The following is a 19,181-nucleotide window of genomic DNA, read 5'->3' as shown; positions in this document are numbered from 1 at the left end:
CTCGTCAGGAGCGCGCCATGAACGACCCCGCCCTCCTCGCCCTCGGCGCCACCGTCCTCACCGGCACGCTCGCCGTCGCGGGCGTCCATCTGTACGCCTCCGGCCGGGCCCAGCGGCAGGCACTCGTCGACCGGCTCTCCGGCAACCCGGGGGGTCCCTCGCGCACGGCGTCCGGCCGGCTCCGGCGGTTCACCGGCGTCGACCGGCGGCTGCGCCGCACCCGCCTGGGCCGCACCCTCCAGCTCCGGCTGTCGGCGACCGGGCTCGATCTGACGCCGGGGGAGTTCTTCGTCTACGTCGCCGCCGTCGTCGTAGCGCTGTGGCTCATCGCGGCGTCGACGCTGGCCCCCTTCTTCGGCCCGATCGCCGCGCTGGTGGGCGTGTGGGGTGCGGCCGTCTTCCTCAACTGGCAGCGGCAGAGACGTATCGAGGCCTTCATCAACCAACTACCGGACGTGGCCCGGCTGCTGGCCAACGCCACGGCCGCCGGCCTCGCCCTGCGCACCGCCCTCGCCATGGCCGCGGAGGAGCTGGAGGCCCCGGCCGGCGAGGAACTCGCCCGGGTCGCGGACCAGTTGACCCTGGGCCGCTCGATCGACGACACCCTCGGCGAACTCGCCGAACGGCTGCCCTCCCGCGAACTGATCGTCCTGGTCACCACGCTGGTCCTGGCCAACAAGGCGGGCGGCTCGGTCGTCAACTCGCTGCGCAACCTCACCCAGACCCTGGAGGACCGCAAGGAGACCCGGCGCGAGGTCCGCACGATGCTCTCCGAGGTCAACGCGACGGCCTTCACGGTCCCGCTGCTCGGCCTCGGCTCCCTCATCCTGGTCAACTCCTCCAACGAGGGCGCCCTCGCCCGCGTCACCGGCTCCCCGCTGGGCCAGGGCCTGGTCCTGCTCGCGCTCGGCCTCTACACGGTCGGCTTCTTCGTCATCCGCCGCCTCGGCAAGATCGAAGTGTGAGAAGGAGACCGCGATGAGCGCGCTGCTGCCCCTGCTGCTCGCCCTGCTGACGGCCGTCTCCGTCACGGGGATCCTCTTCGGCATCCGGATGATCCGTGCGGACGCCAAGCTGCCGAGCGACCTGGCGCTCGCGCTGGAGGTGGGCGCCACCCGTGTCTCCACGGCCGGCTCGGCGGTCGACCGGCTCGGTATGCGCTTCACCCCGCTCGTGCTGCGCCTCATGGGGCCGCGCCGGGTCGACGCCAAACGCCGCCGGATCGACATGGCGGGCAACCCCGGAGGCCTCACCCTCCAGCGGTACGCCGCACGCCGAGCGGTGTACGGCGTCTTCGGCCTGGTCGTGGGCCTGATGTTCCTCACGAACGGGCAACTGCTCTTTGCGGCGCTCACGTTCGCCTTCGGTCTGCTCGCCGCCGACGCCCTGATCTGGCAGGCCGTCCGTGAGCGCAAGGACGTCATCGACCGTACGCTGCCGGACTTCCTGGACGTCCTCGCGGTCGTCGTCTCGGCCGGCCTCGGCTTCCGCCAGGCACTGGACCGGGTCGCGGAGAAGTACGAGGGCCCCTGGGCCGACGAACTGCGCATCACCCTGCGCCAGATGGACATGGGCGTCAGCCGCCGCCAGGCCTTCGACGAGCTGCGCCGGCGCAACTCCTCCGAGCAGGTCTCCCAGTTCGTCTCCGCCCTGCAACAGGGGGAGGAACTGGGCTCCCCGATCGCGGAGACGCTGATCCAGCTGGCCACCGACATGCGGCGCACGGACGCCCAGAACGCCCGCCGCCGCGCGGCCAGGACGGTCCCCAAGGCCACCATGGTCACGCTGGTCTTCATGCTCCCGGCGACGATGATCCTCATTGCCACGGGCATGTTCCTGGGCTCGGGGACGAACTTCGGATCGATCCTGGGCCGATGATGAGCAACCGGACCGCTCGCCCCACCCCCGGGTATCTGGAGGACGACGCCCCGGCGCCCGCCAGCGTCCGCCTCCAGTTGAGCGCGCTGCAGGCCCTGTGCCGCCAGACCGTGGCCGTACGCCTCGCCCTGGTCGTGATCGGCGCCCCGTTCGCGCTGGCCAACACCCCCTCCGGCGCCCTCCGCTACGCCGTCCTCGCCGCCGCCGTCCTCGGCGTGATGACGTCGTACGCCCTGCTGCGCGACTGGGACCGGGTCGGCCCACGGTTGCTCGCCCACCCGACGCTCATGGCGCTGGACCTGCTCTTCGTCGCCACGCTCCTCTCGACCGCGTCCCCCGTCTCCCCCCTCGCCTACGCCACGGTCTGCACACCGCTGCTGTCCGGACTGCTCTACGGCTGGCGTGGTGCCGGAGTCCTCACCGGCCTGCAACTCGCCGTCGTGCTGGGGGTGTTCCGCGCCTGGGAACACCGCCCCGGCGCCGGGGTCAGCACCCTCCTCATCGCCGGGTTCTGCGTGGCCGCGGGGATCATCGGGGTGACCCTGCGCAATCTGATGTTCCGCTTCGGCGCGGCCAGTGAGGCACTGTCCGAGGCGAACGCCCGGCTCGCGGCGGCCGAGGCCGTCGACTCCGAACGGGCCTGGCTGGCCCGGGAGATGCACGACTCGGTGGCGAAGACCCTGCACGGCCTGGCGCTGGCCGCGGAGGCCCTCGCCGCCTCGGCCGAGCACCGCGACCCCGCCACCCTCAAGCGCCAGGCGGTCCAGGTGGCCGACGCCGCACGACGGGCCGCGGGGGAGTCCCGCGACCTGCTGGCGGACCTGCGGCGCCGTACCGACTTCACGGCGGGCCGCCTGGACGTGGTGGCCGAAGTCGTCTCGCGTGGCCGGGCGTTCGCGGTCCGCGGCGGCGCGGGGACCGAACTGAGGCTGCCGGACGCACCGCTCCTCCTGCCGTATCCGGCCGCGCACGACGTCTTGTCCATCGTCTCCGAGGCGCTGGAGAACACTCACCGCCATGCCCACGCCACCCGCGTCCGTATCGCACTCGACATCACCGGGTTCGAGGCGTTCGACCTGCGGATCGGGGACAACGGTGTCGGACTGCCCCCGACCGCCGTGCCCGAAGACCTGGCGAGAACCGGCCACTTCGGTCTGCTGGGCATGGCGGAACGCGCCGCGTCCCTGCGCGGCCGCCTCCACCTCGGCCGCTCACCGCTGGGCGGCGCCGAGATCCATCTGCACATCCCCGTCCCCGCCACCTCTCCCCCCAGCCCCCAGGAGGAGGCCGCACATGCCTGACCAGGCACTTCCCGGCCCGCCGTTGCGCGTCCTCGTGGCCGACGACAACCCGGTCGTACGGGCGGGCCTGACCGCCCTGCTGTCCGTCCACCCCGACATCGAGGTCGTCGCGGAGGCGGCGGACGGCGAGCAGGCGCTCGTGTGCGCCGCCCGGCACCGTCCGGACGTCGTCCTCCTGGACGTCCGTATGCCCGGCACGGACGGCCTGACCGCACTGCCCCTGCTGGCCCGCACGGCCCCCGTGATGATGCTGACGTACAGCAGGGAACCCGAGGTCGTGGCGGAGGCGTTGCGCCGCGGGGCCTCCGGCTATCTGGTGCACGGCGAGTTCACGACGGTCGAACTGGTCGCCGCGGTAAGGAAGCTGAGGGAGGGACGGGGGACTGTCCCGTCTTCGTTCGGCGTTTCCTACGAACGAGACGAAAGCCCTTCGCACCTGCAACCAGTTGTGGCACATTCGTCGAAGGCTCTCACCGCCCGTACGGGAGGCCCTCGGCACCGTGCCGCGGGATGGCTGGACTTCGGCCTGAGCTCCAGGGAGGTGGAGGTCATGGATCTCATCGCGGCCGGTATGAACAACCGGCAGATCGCCGCCGCCTGCTTCATCAGCGAGAAGACGGTCAAGAATCACATCAATCGCATCTTCGCGAAGCTGCACAGTTCTACGCGCAGCGAAGCGATCGCCCACTGGCTGGGCACGGCCCGCGAGGGGTGGAGCCGATGACCCCCCGCAGGCACGGAAGTTGGGCCCCTGGACCCACTCGGAGTGAGGGCTCTTTCACATACGGTGCGTGGGTTGGTCGTAGCCGCATCGGGCGGGAGGTCAGGGGCCGTGGTGACGAGGACGAGGCACAGGATCGGCACGTGGCGGAGTACCGTGGCGCTCCGGATGCGGGGGGCCGGGCGGGATGCGGGGGCCGGGTTCGTGGAGTATGCGGGGCTGATGATCATCATCGCGGGGATCTTCACGTTGATCGACCAGATCGGCCTCGATGGCATGATCTCCGGCGCGATCCGGACGGCTGTCACCTCAGTGACCGGCGGCTGACGCCGAAGCGCTCTACCGACGATCGGGGGCAGACGCTCCCGCTCTACATCTGGCTGACTGCCATTCTGCTGTTCGCCGCGTTCGCCTTTTTCGCCTTTGCTCAAGCAGCGTCCGCCCGCAATGGAGCTCAGTCCGCGGCGGACGCTGCTGCGTTGGCGGCGGTACAGGACACCCGCGACGAGCTGATGACCGGCCTGCAGGGGGCCATCGGACAGGACGACGACTGGACGAAGTGGCTTCGCGGCCAAGGCCCGCAGGGAACAGGAGCGAGTGCCGCCGCCGCCCGGCTGGCGGCCGACAACGACTCGACCGTAGAAGCCTTTGTTCCAACCACTGTGAACGGCTTCTCCGGATACCGGGTGACGATCCAGACGCGCTACACGGTGGGTAAGTCCATCGTTCCGGGCACGGAGACGCGACACGCGAGGGCCGATGCCGTCGCGGTGATCGAGCCACGGTGCACCTTCCCGTCGGATGTCGATCCGAAGAAGCCCGTGCACCTCGACTGCGACGGCCGGTCCGTCGACATCGACCCCGAACACTTCCCTTCGGACGACCTTCCTGACGCGTCCGTGCTGTTCTCTGTGCATCTGGCCGAGTGAAAGGAAGCCGAACCGATGGACTTTCCGCGCACTATGAAGGGCCGTAGGGCGCTGAGCGCGGTCGCGGTTGCGACCGGGCTGGTCCTTGCGGTGGCCGGCTGCGGCAGCGGAAGCGGCGGTGAGAAGCCCAGGGGTACATCCTCTTCCAAAGCCACGGCCAAAAGCGGCGGCAGTCGGCGACAGGAGTCCTCCGCTCCCGCAGCGGACCAGGTACTCGCCCAGGTGAAGGGCGGTGACATCACGCTGACGGTCACCTCTGCGGTCCGGGACCAGGGCGGATTCGTGACGGTCAGCGGGACGGTCACCAACAACAGCGGCCAGTTCTGGATCGCATCCAACTGGCGAGGCGATGAGAGGGAGCTGAGCCGGAACGGGGCCTCCTTGGCGGGGGCCGCGTTGGTCGACAGCAAGGGCAAGAAGAAGTACCTCGTCCTGCGGGACACTCAGGGCCGGTGCCTTTGCACCAAGTTCGACGGCGGTGGTGTGGAGGCCGGGAAGTCGGCCGACTGGTTCGCCCAGTTCCCCGCCCCGCCCGAAGGCACCGACACCGTCGACTTCCAGGTCGGCGCCATGCCCCCCGCCACCGTCGAACTCTCCCAGGGATGAGCCGCCATGCCCCGCCCCCTGCGTGCCGTCACCGCGCTCTCCCTGGTCACCGTGCTCGGTCTCGCCGGTGGCACCCCGGCCGTCGCCGATGACGACCCCAGCGCGCCCCCCGGTACCGTCACCACCTCGCCGCCCCCCTCCGTCGACCCCGCCAGTCCGGGGCTGAAGCTCGCCGACGGGGCCACCCTCGCGCCCGCCAAGGTGCTGGACATCAAGTCCGTCGTGGAGGACCTCGGCGGTGAGGAGCGGCGCGAGGACACCAACGAGAACGTCACGTTCGCGCTCCAGGCCGAGGTGCTGTTCGCCAAGGACAGCCCCAAGCTGAACCCGGAGGCCCGCTCCCGCATCGACGCCATCGCGGACGAGATCAAGAAGCAGAACGCCACGAACGTCCGTGTCTTCGGCTTCACCGACGACCTGGGCTCGTACGCCCACGGTCTCGTCCTCTCCAAGCAGCGCGCCGAGGCGGTCCACGACCAGCTGGCCGCGCGCCTCGGCGGCACCGTCACCTTCGAGGTGCGCGGCTACAGCGAGGACTACCCGATCGCCGACAACTCCACGGAGGAGGGACGCCGCAAGAACCGTCGCGTGGAGGTGTCGTTCCCCCGGGGGGAGTCGTCCGGGGATTCGGCCTCGGGCTCGGCGGGTACCGCCGGCGGCTGAGATCCGGGTACGAATCACCCGGAGCCGCCTCCCCGTCCGCGCGCCGCCGCTGCGCGATGCTCGTGCCGTCCGGATGGTCGGCGTCGTACCCGGGAGCTGCCGTGAGAAAGATCGTCCTGATGATGTCCATGTCCCTGGACGGCTTCATCGAGGGCCCGAACCGTGAGATCGACTGGCATCTGGTCGACGACGAACTGCACCAGCACTTCAATGACGTGCTCAAAGAGATGGGCGCGTTCCTGAACGGGCGTGTCACCTACCAGCTCATGGCCGAGTTCTGGCCCACCGCGGACGCAGATCCGCACCGCTCGGGGCCGATGGTCGAGTACGCCCGGATCTGGCGGAACATGCCGAAGGTCGTGTTCTCCCGGACCCTGGAGCACGCGGACTGGCACACCACCATCGTCCGGGACGTCGTCGTCGAGGACATCCTTGCGCTCAAGGAGCAGGAGGGCGGCGACCTCGCGCTCGGCGGTGCCGCCCTGGCCGCCGAGTTCCTGCGTCAGGATCTCGTGGACGAGTTCCGGGTGTACGTCCATCCGATCCTGGTCGGCCGCGGGCAGCGCCTCTTCGCCGAGAGCGACGCCCTGACCGCCCTGCGCCTGATCGACTCCCGCCGCTTCGGCAACGGTGTCGTACTGCTGCACTACGAACGCCCCGGGGCCGACGAGGACCAGGAGGTGTCGGACGGCGGGTAAACGTGTTGTGGGCTTCGGGCCCGCTCGCATAGGAAGGCCGTATGACTGGACTCGGTGTTGTGTTCCGGCCCCAACTGCCTCCCGAGCGGCTGCGCCCGTTGGCGCGGCTCGCGGACGAGTCGGGCCTGGAGGAGCTGTGGCTGTGGGAGGACTGCTTCCTGGAGGGCGGGATCTCGGCCGCGTCCGCCGCGCTCGCCTGGACCGAGCGGCTGCGCGTCGGCGTCGGACTGCTGCCCGTGCCGCTGCGGAACGTCGCGATCACCGCGATGGAGACCGCCACGCTGGAGCGGCTGTTCCCCGGCCGGGCGATGGTCGGCGTCGGGCACGGTGTCCAGAGCTGGATGGGCCAGGTCGGTGCCCGTGCCGAGTCGCCCGTCACCCTCCTGCGCGAGTACCTCGACGCCCTGCGGGCCCTGCTCCGCGGTGAGCGCGTCACCACGGACGGGCGGTATGTGAAGCTGGACGGCGTCGCGCTGGACTGGCCGCCCGCGGAACCGGCCGGCGTTCTCGCCGGGGTCACCGGACCGCGCTCGCTGCGGCTGTCCGGGGAGGCGGCGGACGGGACGATCCTGACCGCGGCCACCACACCGGAGGGCGTACGGCGGGCTCGCACCCTCATCGACGAGGGGCGGGCGGCGGCCGGCCGCACCGACCCCCATCACATCGTGGTCTACCTGCTGACCGCCACCGGTCCGGACGCGTCGGTCCGCCTGCGGGCCGAGCTGGCGGCGGAGGGCCTGGGCTCCGTGCCGGACCTCGGTGTCGCCGGGGACGCGGGAGCCGTCGCGAAGGCGGTCCAACGCCTGGTGGAGGCGGGGGCCGACACCGTGATCCTCCAGCCCACGGGCGACGAGCCGGACCCCGAGGGCTTCGTACGGTTCACGGCCGGGGAAGTCCGCCCGCTGGTGCCGTAGTCCGCCCGCCCGCCCGCCGGCGCCGCGATCCGTTGGCCCGCCCGCCCCGCTGTTATTTCGGTCGCGTCCCCCGTCTGCTAGTTGGGACCATGACCGGTATGAGTGGCGACCGTACGTTCGAAGAGCTGGTCCGTGAAGCCGTCGAGGCATCCGTCGACGGCTGGGACTTCTCCTGGTTCGAGGGACGGGCGACGGAGGAGCGGCCTCCGTGGGGGTACGCATGTTCGATGGCGGAGCGGCTGGCGGGCGCCGCTGCCGCGCTCGACATCCAGACCGGGGGAGGAGAGGTCCTGGCCTCCGCGCCGGCGCTGCCGCCGCTCACCGTCGCCACCGAGGGCTGGCCGCCGAACATCGCCCGGGCCACCGCCCTGCTCCACCCGCGCGGTGCCGTGGTGGTCGCCTCGCCCGAGGAGGCCCCGCTGCCCTTCGCGGAGGCCGCCTTCGACCTCGTCACCAGCCGGCACCCGGTGCGGACGTACTGGAGTGAGATCGCCCGTGTGCTGCGCCCCGGCGGCACGTACTTCTCCCAGCAGGTCGGTCCGGCGAGCGCGGTCGAGCTCGTCGAGTACTTCCTCGGACCGCAGCCGGCGGAGGTCCGCGGCGCCCGGGATCCCCGGCGGGCGCGTGCCGAGGCCGAAGCGGCCGGCCTGGAGGTCGTCGACCTCCAGGAGGCCCGGCTGCGTATGGAGTTCCTCGACATCGGCGCGGTCGTCCACTTCCTGCGCAAGGTGATCTGGATGGTGCCCGGCTTCACCGTGGAGCGGTACGAGTCCCGGCTGCGGTCCTTGCACGAGCAGATCCGCTCCCGGGGGCCGTTCGTCGCCCACAGCACCCGATTCCTCGTCGAGGCCCGCAAACCCGGGACGCCGCTGTCCCGGTGAGGGGTCGGTGCCAGGGGGTTTCCACATCGTTATCCAGCGTGGCTCGCCCCGCCCTCAGGGGCCACGTTAAGTTCGGACCAAGGAATTTCGCGTGAGCAAAGCTGCGCGGGCGGCACCGCGCAGTGGAGGGGGCTGCGCGGTGCCCTCCTTCCGGCGCCGACGCGCCGTCAGGCGTCCTCCAGAAAGACCCGGGTTGCGCGGCGTACGCCCCAGCGCTCCATCGCCCCGGCCTCCGCCTCCAGGACGTGGCTCGCCCAGGGGCGGGGCAGACCGATCCGCCCCGGCCGCATCGTGCGCACCGCCACCACCCGCAAGTTCCGGTCCAGATAGGCCACGTCGATCGCGAACCGCATCCCCAGGGTGTGCACCGCGCTCGCCGGGCTCAACAGCAGCGCCCCCTCGATCCCGTCCCGCCCGAGCAGCCCGCGCCGCCGGTCGCGCGCCGACCGGGCGACCTCCAGCGGCACCGGGGCGGCGGTCCCCGCCGTGGTGAACGTGGCCATGACAGCGACGTTAGCGGTGGCGTCAAGTGGCTGTTTTCGTGCGGGTCACCCGCCCGGAGTACGCCGCGCGGTGTCGTCGACTGTCCCGCCATCGCTCGAAAACCCCAGGGATCCCTAGGGCTTCGCCCGGATTTCCTTTGAATCCCCTGTGATTCGGCCATGATGCCGCACGGAATGCACGCCTCCGGAGCCATCGGGGCGTTGCCGGACGACTTCGGAGAGTAGTTGTTTCCCGGCAATGCGCGCGGTTGCCCTTACGAAGGGTTATGGTGGAAACCCCCCCTCGGGCCGGTCCGTCTCCCCCCCACGGACCGGCCCGTTTTTCTTTGCACCGCCCCGACCGGACCGGACCCGCCGGAAACCGAACGGACGTCATGCGCGTCCCACCCTCAGGGACCGAACCGGGCGCGACGCCCCCGTCGACCCAGCAGGCCGTGCGGGGGAGCAGCGTCCGGCGGCCCGGAAAACGCGACAACGAGGCTGTCGTTCAGCCGCCGTTCACCCGTACGGCCCCGAGGCGGGCCGCCGACACCCCTGGGCGGTGCCCCGGCGCTCCGGGGGTAGGCTTCGCCCCCGGGGACCGCCATCCGACGGGGAGCGCACCCGCCCACACCCTGTCTGATCCGCACGGAGGGGCTGACAATCACGTGAACCTGCGCGACAAGCTGCGCGGCCTGCTGGTCAGGTTGTACGCACGCCGGGTGGAAGGTCACCTGGACCACGCTCAGGTGCCCAAGCACATCGGCGTCATCATGGACGGCAACCGGCGCTGGGCGAAGGCGGCGGGCTCGACCACCGCACAGGGCCACCAGGCCGGCGCGGACAAGATCGAGGAGTTCCTCGGCTGGTGCGCCGAGACGGACGTCGAGGTCGTCACCCTCTGGCTGATGTCCACGGACAACCTGAACCGGCCCAAGGAGGAGCTGGTCCCGCTCCTCGGGATCATCGCGGACACCGTGCGCTCGCTCGCCGCCGACGGCCGCTGGCGCGTGCACCACGTCGGCGCGCTCGACATGCTGCCCGGCCATGTGCGGACCGCGGTGAAGGAGGCCGAGGAGGCCACCGCGCACGTCGACGGGATAATCGTCAACGTCGCCGTCGGCTACGGCGGCCGCCAGGAGATCGCCGACGCCGTCCGCTCGATGATCCTCGACGCCCACGACAAGGGCACCTCGATGGAGGAGCTCGCCGAGTCCGTGGACGTCGATCTGATCGGCCGCCACCTGTACACCAGCGCCCAGCCCGACCCCGACCTCGTCATCCGGACGAGCGGCGAGCAGCGGTTGTCCGGTTTCATGCTGTGGCAGACGGCCCATTCGGAGTACTACTTCTGCGAGGTCTTCTGGCCGGCCTTCCGCAAGGTCGACTTCCTGCGCGCGCTGCGCGACTACGCTGCGCGACACCGCCGCTACGGCGGCTGACACCTGTTCATCGCGGCCCGGCACCACTCTCCTGGGTGCGGGCCCGACGAGGGACGTTACGAGGAGTTCACCGGGGCGCCGCCGTATGCCCTGGCATGGCTGCGCGTGTTCGAGGGCATAAGCCCAACAGGTCGACGCCCGAACCACGGGTGTCGTATCTCAGCGGACGGCTCGGGGCCGTCCGCCCGGGAGGCCCTTTGCACCAGCCCGACCGTGCGGTCTCGGCACGGAAGAAGCAACGGAGGGCCGGTTCTCGGCCCGTGCATCGCGGCCGTGGACCGGTCGGGACTTCTCCCGCCCAGCCCCATCCGGCATCTCACTCCGTCGCTCCCCGACCTCATCCGAGGGGGTACGTCCTTCCGTGGTGACCAGCGCAAAGCGCCACAAGCCAGACCGGCGCACCTATGTTCTCGACACCAGCGTCCTGCTGGCCGATCCGAACGCCGTGACCCGATTCGACGAGCACGAGGTCGTGCTCCCGATCGTCGTGGTCACGGAACTGGAGGCCAAGCGGCACCATCCCGAACTCGGCTACTTCGCCCGGCAGGCACTGCGTCTGCTCGACGACTACCGGGTGCGGTACGGCCGTCTCGACGCTCCCCTGCCGACCGGGGACCTCGGCGGAACCCTCAGGGTCGAGCTCAATCACTCGGACCCCAGCGTGCTGCCCACCGGCTACCGCCTGGGCGACAACGACTCCCGCATCCTCGCGGTCGCCCGCAATCTGCAGGCGGAGGGGTTCGACGTCACCGTCGTGTCGAAGGACCTCCCGCTGAGGATCAAGGCGTCCTCGGTCGGGCTCCTCGCCGAGGAGTACCGTGCGGAGTTGGCCATCACGGACTCCTCCGGGTGGACCGGAATGTCCGAACTGACGCTGTCCGCCGAGCGGGTGGACATCCTCTTCGAAGAGGGGCACGTGCATGTCCCCGAGGCCGCCGACCTCCCCGTGCACACCGGCCTGACGATCCAGTCGGAGCGGGGCAAGGCACTGGGCCGGGTCACGGCGGACGGCACCGTCCGCCTGGTGCGCGGGGACCGGGAGGCGTTCGGCATCAAGGGCCGCAGCGCCGAGCAGCGGATCGCCCTCGATCTGTTGCTCGACCCGGACGTGGGGATCGTGTCGATGGGCGGCCGGGCCGGCACCGGCAAGTCCGCGCTGGCGCTGTGCGCGGGTCTGGAGGCGGTGCTGGAGCGCCGGCAGCACCAGAAGGTGATGGTCTTCCGGCCGTTGTACGCGGTCGGCGGGCAGGAACTGGGCTATCTGCCGGGCACCGAGGCCGAGAAGATGAGCCCCTGGGCGCAGGCGGTCTTCGACACCCTGTCCGCGGTCACCTCCCGCGAGGTCATCGAAGAGGTCACGGCGCGCGGGATGCTGGAGGTCCTTCCGCTCACCCATATCCGCGGCCGCTCGCTGCACGACGCGTTTGTGATCGTGGACGAGGCGCAGTCGCTGGAACGGAATGTTCTCCTGACCGTTCTGTCTCGGATCGGCTCCAATTCACGCGTTGTTCTCACGCATGACGTGGCCCAGCGGGACAACCTGCGGGTGGGTCGGTACGACGGAGTCGTCGCCGTGGTGGAGAAACTGAAGGGGCATCCGCTCTTCGCGCATGTCACGCTCACGCGGTCCGAGAGGTCCCAGATCGCGGCCCTTGTGACCGAAATGCTCGAAGAGGGGCAGATCTGAGTCCCCTGTCCAACGTGAGGTAGTTACTCACCAGTTGGCGCCGTCCGGTAAAGGCATAGAGCCTAGCCGGGCGGCGCTTTGGTGTGTGGGTATTTCCGCGATTCCCCTGAGCCAAACGAGGTGTGAGCTTTCACACTCAGCGCAGAATTGCCACCCGGTGTCGGGTTACGGCAGAGTCTCACTCCTGTCAGGCCCCGCATACGACACACGTGTACCCCCAGCGGTATGGCACAACTGAAGCACCAGAACTCCATAGAGCCGTCGTATGCCGCCCGAGCACCACGCGGCGCTTCCCTCGGGGAAGTTGCCCACCGGGCCCGTGCCTCCCGTGACCCCGCAGTTGGGAGGCCAGCGTCAGGGGCACGATTGCGTCCGCCAGGGTCACCGAAGCGGGCGATGCTGGAAGGAAACCGTGTGAGCCGGATTTCGGTCCGGGGATTCGCAGTGGCCTCGGCCACGGCGGTCACCGCTGTCGGCGCCGTCACTGGTGTTGCCTCGGGCAGCACTGGGCAGCCCTCGAGCGACGCCGAGGCAACGGCTAGCGACACCACGCTCCTCGCGGACATACCCGCAGGACAGCAGGCCCAGGTCCAGACCGCGTCGCTGACGCAGCAGGCCGATGCCCAGGCCATCGCCGCGGACGCGAGCGCCAAGAAGGACGCCGAGGAGTCGGCCCGCAAGCAGGCGGCCGCGGACGCGGTCGCCAAGCAGAAGGCCGCTCAGAAGGCCGAGGAGGACGCCAAGGCTCGCAAGGAGGCCGAGGAGAAGGCCAGCCGCGACGCGACCCGCGACGCGTCCAGCTTCCCCGTCCAGGGCTCCTACTCGGTCGCGCAGATCCAGGCGATGGCGCGCTCGATGGTCGGAGCCGGCCAGTTCCAGTGCTTCAGCAACATCGTGGACCACGAGTCCAGCTGGAACTACCGTGCGGTCAACGCCTCTTCCGGTGCCTACGGTCTCTTCCAGGCTCTGCCCGGCTCCAAGATGTCGTCCGTCGGTGCCGACTGGCAGACCAACCCGGCCACACAGATCAAGTGGGGCCTCAACTACATGAACAGCCGGTACGGCAGCCCGTGTGACGCGTGGTCGTTCTGGCAGGCCAACAGCTGGTACTGAGCCGCGGGTCCGCCGCACCCAGTCGCTCAACCTCGCGTAGCCCCTCACCGTCTGTCGGTGAGGGGCTACGGCTGTTCACACGGCCGACGGCGCCTGCCATGTACGGTCGGAGGCGACGACTTCCAGGGGGGAGTGGTGGGCCGCACCCGGGGACGCGGGGGAAGAGGACGGATCATGTCGCAAGTGCCAGGCTGGCTGGCTCGGATCGGCGCCGGGATCACCCAGGTGGGTGAGCGGCTGGACGAACGCCGAGCCGAGGTGGAGAAGGAGCACATCGAGACCGAACCACCCCCCGTGGTGGACCATGTGCAGCCGTCGACGTATGTGCCCGCCGCGCCGCAGACCCGCCCGCACCCCGTCGAGGCGGTCCCGTGGGGCGTACGGGTCGCGGCCGAGGCGGGCTGGCGGCTGCTCGTCCTCGCGGGCACGGTCTGGGTGCTGATGCGGGTCATCAGCTCCGTCCAGCTGGTGGTGTTCGCCTTCGTGTGCGCGCTGCTCATCACGGCGCTGCTGCAGCCGACCGTGGCGCGGCTGCGACGCTACGGGGTGCCGCGGGGCCCGGCCACCGCGATGACCGCCGTCCTCGGCTTCGTCGTCATGGGTCTGATCGGGTGGTTCGTGACCTGGCAGGTCATGGAGAACATCGACTCGCTCTCCAACCAGATCCAGGACGGCATCGACGAACTGCGCAAGTGGCTGCTGCACAGCCCCTTCCACGTCACCGACAAGCAGATCAACGAGATCGCGAAGAACCTGCGGGAGGCGATCGGCGCCAACACCGACCAGATCACCTCGGCGGGTCTCGAGGGCGTGACGGTCATCGTGGAGGCGCTCACCGGCATCCTCCTGACGATGTTCTCCACGCTCTTCCTGCTCTACGACGGCCGGCGCATCTGGGAGTGGACGCTGAAGCTGGTGCCGGCCGCGGCGCGGCCGGGCGTGGCGGGCGCGGGCCCGCGGGCGTGGCGCACCCTGACCGCCTATGTCCGGGGCACGGTGATCGTGGCCCTGATCGACGCGATCTTCATCGGTCTCGGGATCTACTTCCTGAACGTCCCCATGGCCGTGCCGCTCGCCGTCTTCATCTTCCTGTTCTCCTTCATCCCCCTGGTGGGCGCGGTGGCCTCGGGCGCACTGGCGGTGGTGGTGGCGCTGGTGACCCAGGGTGTCTTCACCGCGATCATGACGCTGGCCGTGGTGCTCGCGGTCCAGCAGATCGAGGGACACATCCTGCAGCCGTTCATCCTGGGTAGGGCCGTCAGGGTCCATCCGCTGGCGGTGGTGCTGTCGGTGACGGCCGGCGGCATGGTCGCCGGGATCGGCGGGGCCGTGGTGGCGGTGCCGCTGGTGGCGGTGACGAACACCGTGGTGGGCTATCTGCGGTCGTACGCGAACGCTGTGCCGCACCAGCCGTCGGAGCCGGACCTCGGCACGCTCTCCGCCGAGACCCGGGCGAAGCCGCCACTGGACGAGACGCCGTCCGCCTGACCGGTACGGCCCCGGTCCGACCTCGCTCGGCACCCACGCGCGTACAAGAAGGCCCACTGCGCGTAGGAGAAGGCCCGCCGCGCATACGAAGAGGCCCGCCCCAGCGGCAGCTGGGAGCGGGCCCGTTCGGTCGCGCGGCCGTCACTCGGCGAGGACAGCCTCCGCGTCCAGGGTGACGCCGACGGCCTGGATCACCGAAGCGATCTTGAAGGCCTCCTGGATGACCTCACGCTGCATGCCCGCCTTGCGCAGGACCTGCTCGTGGGAGTCCAGGCACATGCCGCAGCCGTTGATCGCGGACACGGCGAAAGACCACAGCTCGAAGTCGAGCTTGTCGACCCCGGGGTTGCCGATCACGTTCATCCGCAGCCCGGCGCGCAGGGTGCCGTACTCATGGTCCGAGAGCAGGTGGCGGGTCCGGTAGAAGACGTTGTTCATCGCCATGACGGCGGCCGCGGCCTTCGCCGCGGTGTACGCCTCGGGCGTGAGGTTCGCCTTCGCCTCGGGCTCCAGCTCGCGCAGCACGATCGGCGAGCGCGAGGCGATCGCCGTGGCCAGCACGGTGCCCCACAGCTGCTGGGCCGGCAGGTCGGAGTTGCCGATGACCGAGCCAAGGTTGAGCTTCAGGTCCTTGGCGTAGTCCGGGACGGCGGACTTCAGCGAGTCGAGGGACATGGGTCACTCACCGGCCAGCAGCTTGACCGGGTCGAGGGTCTCGTCGCCCTGGCTCCAGTTGCAGGGGCACAGCTCGTCGGTCTGCAGGGCGTCCAGGACCCGCAGGACCTCCTTCGGGTTACGGCCGACGGAGCCCGCGGTCACCATGGTGAACTGGATCTCGTTGTTCTGGTCCACGATGAAGACGGCACGCTGGGCGAAGCCGTCCTCGCCCTCGATGCCCAGGGCGCGCATCAGCTCGTGCTTCGAGTCGGCCATCATCGGGAAGGGCAGCTCGAGCAGGTCCGGGTGGTCCTTGCGCCAGGCGTGGTGCACGAACTCGGAGTCACCGGAGAAGCCGAGGATCTGGGCGTCACGGTCGGCGAACTCGTCGTTCAGCTTGCCGAAGGCGGCGATCTCGGTCGGGCACACGAAGGTGAAGTCCTTGGGCCAGGCGAAAACGATCTTCCACTTGCCCTCGTAGGTCTTGTGGTTGATCTGCTCGAACTCCCTGCCCTTCTCCAGCGAGACGCAGGCGGTCAGTTCGAACTCGGGGAACTTGTCACCGACAGTGAGCACACGCTCTCCTTGAAGCACAGAAACACCTCGGAGGCAAGGCATTTCTCATGGGTTGGACTCTCGTGATCCTGGCACAGGGTGCATTGATTCGGGAAATAGCTACACTCGGTCGCGTTGATCGGTGGGGATTATCAGTGACCATAAGTTAAGGGGTATGCCATGGCTGGGGCCAAGTCCCACGGGCGCCGCCAGCCCAGTCTCGCCCAGCTGCGGGCCTTCGCGGCCGTCGCCGAGCATCTGCACTTCCGGGACGCCGCCGCCGCGATCGGCATGAGCCAGCCCGCGCTGTCGGGGGCCGTCTCCGTCCTGGAGGAGGTGCTCGGCGTCACCCTGCTGGAGCGCACCACCCGCAAGGTGCTCCTCTCGCCCGCCGGCGAGCGTCTCGCTGTACGGGCCAAGGCGGTGCTGGACGAGGTCGGCGCCCTCATGGAGGAGGCGGAGGCCGTCCGGGCGCCCTTCACCGGGGTGCTGCGGCTCGGGGTGATCCCGACCGTGGCGCCGTACCTGCTGCCGACAGTCCTCAACCTGGTGCACGACCGCTATCCGCACCTCGACCTCCAGGTCCACGAGGAGCAGACCGCCAGCTTGCTCGACGGTCTCACCACCGGCCGTCTCGACCTGCTGCTCCTCGCCGTGCCCCTCGGTATGCCCGGTGTCGCCGAACTCCCGCTGTTCGACGAGGACTTCGTGCTCGTCACGCCGCTCGACCACTGGCTCGGCGGACGGGAGGGGATACCCCGGGAGGCGCTGCGCGAGCTGAATCTGCTGCTCCTGGACGAGGGGCACTGTCTGCGGGACCAGGCCCTGGACATCTGCCGGGAGGCCGGTCGTGAGGACGCGCCCGTGACCACGACCGCCGCCGGGCTGTCCACCCTCGTCCAGCTCGTGGCCGGCGGTCTCGGGGTGACCCTGCTGCCGCACACCGCCCTCAAGGTGGAGACCACCCGCAACAGCCAGCTTCTCACCGGCTACTTCGCGGACCCGGCCCCGACCCGGCGGGTGGCCCTCGCGATGCGCGCGGGCGCCGCCCGGGGCGCCGAGTACGAGGAACTGGCCGAGGCGCTGCGGGGTGTCCTGCAGCCGCTGCCGGTTCGGGTGCTCGCAGCCGACGCCTGACCGCGCACCGGGCAACCCCGGGTGCGTACTCGGTCATTCGCATGTCCGATGCCGAACCGATGACGCCCCGGGAACGGCGAGAAATGCCAACTTCCGTCAGGTAGTGCGAATTTCGCTGGAATATGCGCACCGGCTGATACACATACTCCCTCAGTGTGACGCGTCAGGCATGTGTGCGACATTCCAAGGGGAGTTGTGGCGGGCATACGGGATTCCCTTGGACGGGCCGGTTACGACCTGCTGTCGCATGCGGTGACGCGGTACGCGAGGGAAAAGGGCGACGGTGCGCTCCGGATTTCCGGACAGCCCGGGGGAGTCGTCCATCTGCGCGGCGGTCTCGTCGTCGCCGTCGCGAGCCCCGGCGCCCCGGGCCCCGGAACGCTGCTGATGCGTTCCGGCCGGTCCGGCGCCGGGGCGGCCGAACTGCGGGTCGTCCGAGTGATGGCGATGCAGGACGCGGTCTTCGTGATCGTCGCCGGGGACGTGGACGGCTGCGAGCCCGTCCCGGACCCGGTCGAGCCGCCCGAGGCGCTCGCGGTCGGCGAGGGGCCGACGCGGCTGCTGCACCAGGCCGCACGCAAGCTGGCCGCACTCGACGTGCTGCCCCACCGGGTGCGGCCCGGACGAGAGCGCCCGCTGCCCGCGCTGGAGGTCGACGTCACCCGACTGAGCGCGGTGCGCCGCGAGTTGCTCCTGCACTCCGACGGCCGCCGGACGGCCCGGGACATCGCCTTCCGCACCGGACGCGCGGTCTACACGGTCACCGTCGAGATGGCCCGGCTGCTGGACGAGGGATATCTCGAATGCGTCGAGTCGGCCGGGCACGCGCTGTGGATCGCGACCCGTGTGCCCGCGCAGGGGCTGCGCCCCCGTGCCCCGGATCCGGCACCTGTGCCGGCCGCGCCCGCGGACCCCGTACCCCCGTCGCCGGACATTGGCACCGCGCCTCGCCGGCCCCCGGAACCTGCTCCGTCCCTGCCCCGGCGCACACCCGGCGCCAGCGGCATCACCGCAACCCTTCCGTCCGAAAAGCAGGGAGTGAGCTGGAAAGGGTTCTTCCGCCTGCGGAGCGGAAGCGCCAAATGACCACCCCGGCACCTCATAGAGGCCCGACACCTCACACACAGACGAAAGGCGAATCGATGCGATCACCCAAGGATCATTCGTAGGGAGTTGTACACATGGATCACAAAGCGCTGGCACTCGAAATGCGCGGCCTGCGCGAACAGGTGTCCGGAATCACGGACACCGCGGTGGCGGCCGCGGACGGACTGCTCATCGCGGCCGACACGGCGAGCGGTATCGACCCCGAAGGGCTCGCCGCCCTGGCCGCGGCCGCCCTCGGCCTCGCCCGGCGCACCACCCAGGCGACCGCCCGCGGCGCCCTGCGCGGCACGGTCGCGTACGGCACCGAGGGCTGTGCCGCGTTCTACGCCGTCGGCGACACCGCGCTCATGGTCGTGCTCGGCGACGAGGGCGTGGACGTCGACGGACTGCACCGGGCGACCCGCCCGGCCCTGGACCGCATCGGTTCGATCCTTGCCGCGAAGGCACCCGAGGGAGTGTGAAGGGATGGCGACGAAGCGCATGACTCCCGGTTTCTCCGACCAGGTGATGGGCCTGGTCAAGTCCCTGCGTACCGACGCACCCGACTGCGTCGCCTCCGGCGTGGTCGACATGTCGACGGGGATGCTGCTGTCGTACGAGACCGTGGACAACCACCCGCCGGAGGTCCTCGACCTCCTCGCGGGCGCCACCCTCGACCTGTTCCAGGGCCGTACCGTCGTGATGATCGAGGACGTGTTCAAGGAACGCCGGGGGATCACCAACGACAACCACTTCTTTCAGGAGATCCTCGTCAACAGCGAGAACCTCACCCATCTGTTCGTGCGCATGAACGAGCAGCAGGACGTCGTCGCCGTGGTCGTCTGCCGCAAGACGGTGAACGTCGGCATGCTCTTCGCCCAGGTCCGCCGGGTGGTGAAGGAGTACGCCCTGTGATGCGTGCGGGCCCCTCCCCCGACGAGGG

Annotated in this window: 21 protein-coding genes; 18 read left to right on the top strand and 3 right to left on the bottom strand. The window is 70.1% G+C overall.

What is annotated here, in order from left to right; translation table 11 throughout:
* Positions 1-17 precede the first annotated feature (17 nt).
* The 10 genes from AB0L95_RS20790 to AB0L95_RS20745 all read left to right on the top strand — a co-directional run bounded on the left by AB0L95_RS20790 (position 18) and on the right by AB0L95_RS20745 (position 8,591).
* Positions 18-965 carry a type II secretion system F family protein gene (locus AB0L95_RS20790; protein WP_365163315.1) on the top strand — a complete coding sequence of 316 codons (948 nt, stop codon included), beginning with the start codon at positions 18-20 and terminating at the stop codon, positions 963-965.
* 13 nt (positions 966-978) lie between these two features.
* Positions 979-1,878, top strand: coding sequence for a DUF5936 domain-containing protein (locus AB0L95_RS20785; protein ID WP_365163314.1), 900 nt, complete (start codon positions 979-981; stop codon positions 1,876-1,878).
* Positions 1,875-3,179, top strand: a complete 1,305-nt coding sequence (locus AB0L95_RS20780) for a histidine kinase (protein ID WP_365163313.1) — start codon at positions 1,875-1,877, stop codon at positions 3,177-3,179. The genes AB0L95_RS20785 and AB0L95_RS20780 overlap by 4 nt, the downstream gene beginning before the upstream one ends.
* Complete coding sequence (locus AB0L95_RS20775; protein WP_365163312.1) at positions 3,172-3,903, top strand: response regulator transcription factor; 732 nt, start codon at positions 3,172-3,174, stop codon at positions 3,901-3,903. The genes AB0L95_RS20780 and AB0L95_RS20775 overlap by 8 nt, the downstream gene beginning before the upstream one ends.
* 320 nt (positions 3,904-4,223) lie before the next feature.
* Positions 4,224-4,829, top strand: coding sequence for a pilus assembly protein TadG-related protein (locus tag AB0L95_RS20770; RefSeq protein WP_365163448.1), 606 nt, complete (start codon positions 4,224-4,226; stop codon positions 4,827-4,829).
* A gap of 15 nt (positions 4,830-4,844) precedes the next feature.
* Positions 4,845-5,435, top strand: a complete 591-nt coding sequence (locus AB0L95_RS20765) for a hypothetical protein (RefSeq protein ID WP_365163310.1) — start codon at positions 4,845-4,847, stop codon at positions 5,433-5,435.
* 6 nt (positions 5,436-5,441) lie between these two features.
* Entirely contained in the window at positions 5,442-6,098 is a 657-nt protein-coding gene (locus AB0L95_RS20760) for an OmpA family protein (RefSeq protein ID WP_365163308.1), read from the top strand.
* Positions 6,099-6,199: 101 nt separating this feature from the next.
* Positions 6,200-6,796 carry a dihydrofolate reductase family protein gene (locus AB0L95_RS20755; protein WP_365163306.1) on the top strand — a complete coding sequence of 199 codons (597 nt, stop codon included), beginning with the start codon at positions 6,200-6,202 and terminating at the stop codon, positions 6,794-6,796.
* Between the two features lie 41 nt (positions 6,797-6,837).
* Positions 6,838-7,710 (top strand): LLM class flavin-dependent oxidoreductase, encoded by an 873-nt coding sequence (locus AB0L95_RS20750; RefSeq protein WP_365163304.1) that lies wholly within the window; start codon positions 6,838-6,840, stop codon positions 7,708-7,710.
* Between the two features lie 98 nt (positions 7,711-7,808).
* Positions 7,809-8,591 carry a class I SAM-dependent methyltransferase gene (locus AB0L95_RS20745; RefSeq protein ID WP_365163303.1) on the top strand — a complete coding sequence of 261 codons (783 nt, stop codon included), beginning with the start codon at positions 7,809-7,811 and terminating at the stop codon, positions 8,589-8,591.
* A 167-nt stretch (positions 8,592-8,758) separates the two neighbouring features.
* Here the strand turns inward: AB0L95_RS20745 and AB0L95_RS20740 are convergent, their stop codons facing one another.
* Positions 8,759-9,094: a DUF192 domain-containing protein gene (locus AB0L95_RS20740; protein WP_365163301.1), complete on the bottom strand. Its 336-nt coding sequence runs from the start codon at positions 9,092-9,094 to the stop codon at positions 8,759-8,761.
* A gap of 647 nt (positions 9,095-9,741) precedes the next feature.
* On the opposite strand from AB0L95_RS20740, the gene AB0L95_RS20735 reads away from it, so the two are divergent.
* From AB0L95_RS20735 to AB0L95_RS20720, 4 genes are all read left to right on the top strand, one after another.
* A complete protein-coding gene (locus tag AB0L95_RS20735; RefSeq protein ID WP_365163299.1) occupies positions 9,742-10,515 on the top strand; it encodes an isoprenyl transferase in 774 nt (257 codons plus the stop codon).
* 361 nt (positions 10,516-10,876) lie between these two features.
* Complete coding sequence (locus AB0L95_RS20730; RefSeq protein WP_365163298.1) at positions 10,877-12,202, top strand: PhoH family protein; 1,326 nt, start codon at positions 10,877-10,879, stop codon at positions 12,200-12,202.
* Positions 12,203-12,598: 396 nt separating this feature from the next.
* Positions 12,599-13,315 (top strand): transglycosylase SLT domain-containing protein, encoded by a 717-nt coding sequence (locus AB0L95_RS20725; RefSeq protein ID WP_365163297.1) that lies wholly within the window; start codon positions 12,599-12,601, stop codon positions 13,313-13,315.
* Positions 13,316-13,489: 174 nt separating this feature from the next.
* Entirely contained in the window at positions 13,490-14,803 is a 1,314-nt protein-coding gene (locus tag AB0L95_RS20720; RefSeq protein WP_365163295.1) for an AI-2E family transporter, read from the top strand.
* A 141-nt stretch (positions 14,804-14,944) separates the two neighbouring features.
* On the opposite strand, the gene AB0L95_RS20715 is transcribed toward AB0L95_RS20720, so the two are convergent.
* Together AB0L95_RS20715 and AB0L95_RS20710 are read right to left on the bottom strand one after the other, a co-directional pair.
* Complete coding sequence (locus AB0L95_RS20715) at positions 14,945-15,478, bottom strand: alkyl hydroperoxide reductase (protein ID WP_365163293.1); 534 nt, start codon at positions 15,476-15,478, stop codon at positions 14,945-14,947.
* Positions 15,479-15,481: 3 nt separating this feature from the next.
* On the bottom strand, positions 15,482-16,036 hold the full coding sequence (locus tag AB0L95_RS20710; protein WP_365163291.1) for a peroxiredoxin: 555 nt from the start codon (positions 16,034-16,036) through the stop codon (positions 15,482-15,484).
* Between the two features lie 159 nt (positions 16,037-16,195).
* Between AB0L95_RS20710 and AB0L95_RS20705 the strand changes: the two genes are divergently transcribed.
* From AB0L95_RS20705 to AB0L95_RS20690, 4 genes are all read left to right on the top strand, one after another.
* Positions 16,196-17,152, top strand: coding sequence for a LysR substrate-binding domain-containing protein (locus tag AB0L95_RS20705; RefSeq protein WP_365163289.1), 957 nt, complete (start codon positions 16,196-16,198; stop codon positions 17,150-17,152).
* Between the two features lie 195 nt (positions 17,153-17,347).
* On the top strand, positions 17,348-18,238 hold the full coding sequence (locus AB0L95_RS20700; RefSeq protein WP_365163287.1) for a MarR family transcriptional regulator: 891 nt from the start codon (positions 17,348-17,350) through the stop codon (positions 18,236-18,238).
* Between the two features lie 95 nt (positions 18,239-18,333).
* The gene (locus tag AB0L95_RS20695; protein WP_365163285.1) at positions 18,334-18,720 is read left to right on the top strand and encodes a roadblock/LC7 domain-containing protein; all 387 of its coding nucleotides are present in this window, start codon (positions 18,334-18,336) and stop codon (positions 18,718-18,720) included.
* A 4-nt stretch (positions 18,721-18,724) separates the two neighbouring features.
* Entirely contained in the window at positions 18,725-19,153 is a 429-nt protein-coding gene (locus AB0L95_RS20690; RefSeq protein ID WP_365163283.1) for a hypothetical protein, read from the top strand.
* The last annotated feature ends 28 nt before the right edge of the window (positions 19,154-19,181 follow it).

The sequence above is a fragment of the Streptomyces sp. NPDC052036 genome (assembly GCF_040680495.1).
Taxonomy (GTDB): domain Bacteria; phylum Actinomycetota; class Actinomycetes; order Streptomycetales; family Streptomycetaceae; genus Streptomyces.
The sequence above is the reverse complement of the archived record's forward strand: the minus strand, read 5'-3'. Positions and strand labels throughout refer to the sequence as shown.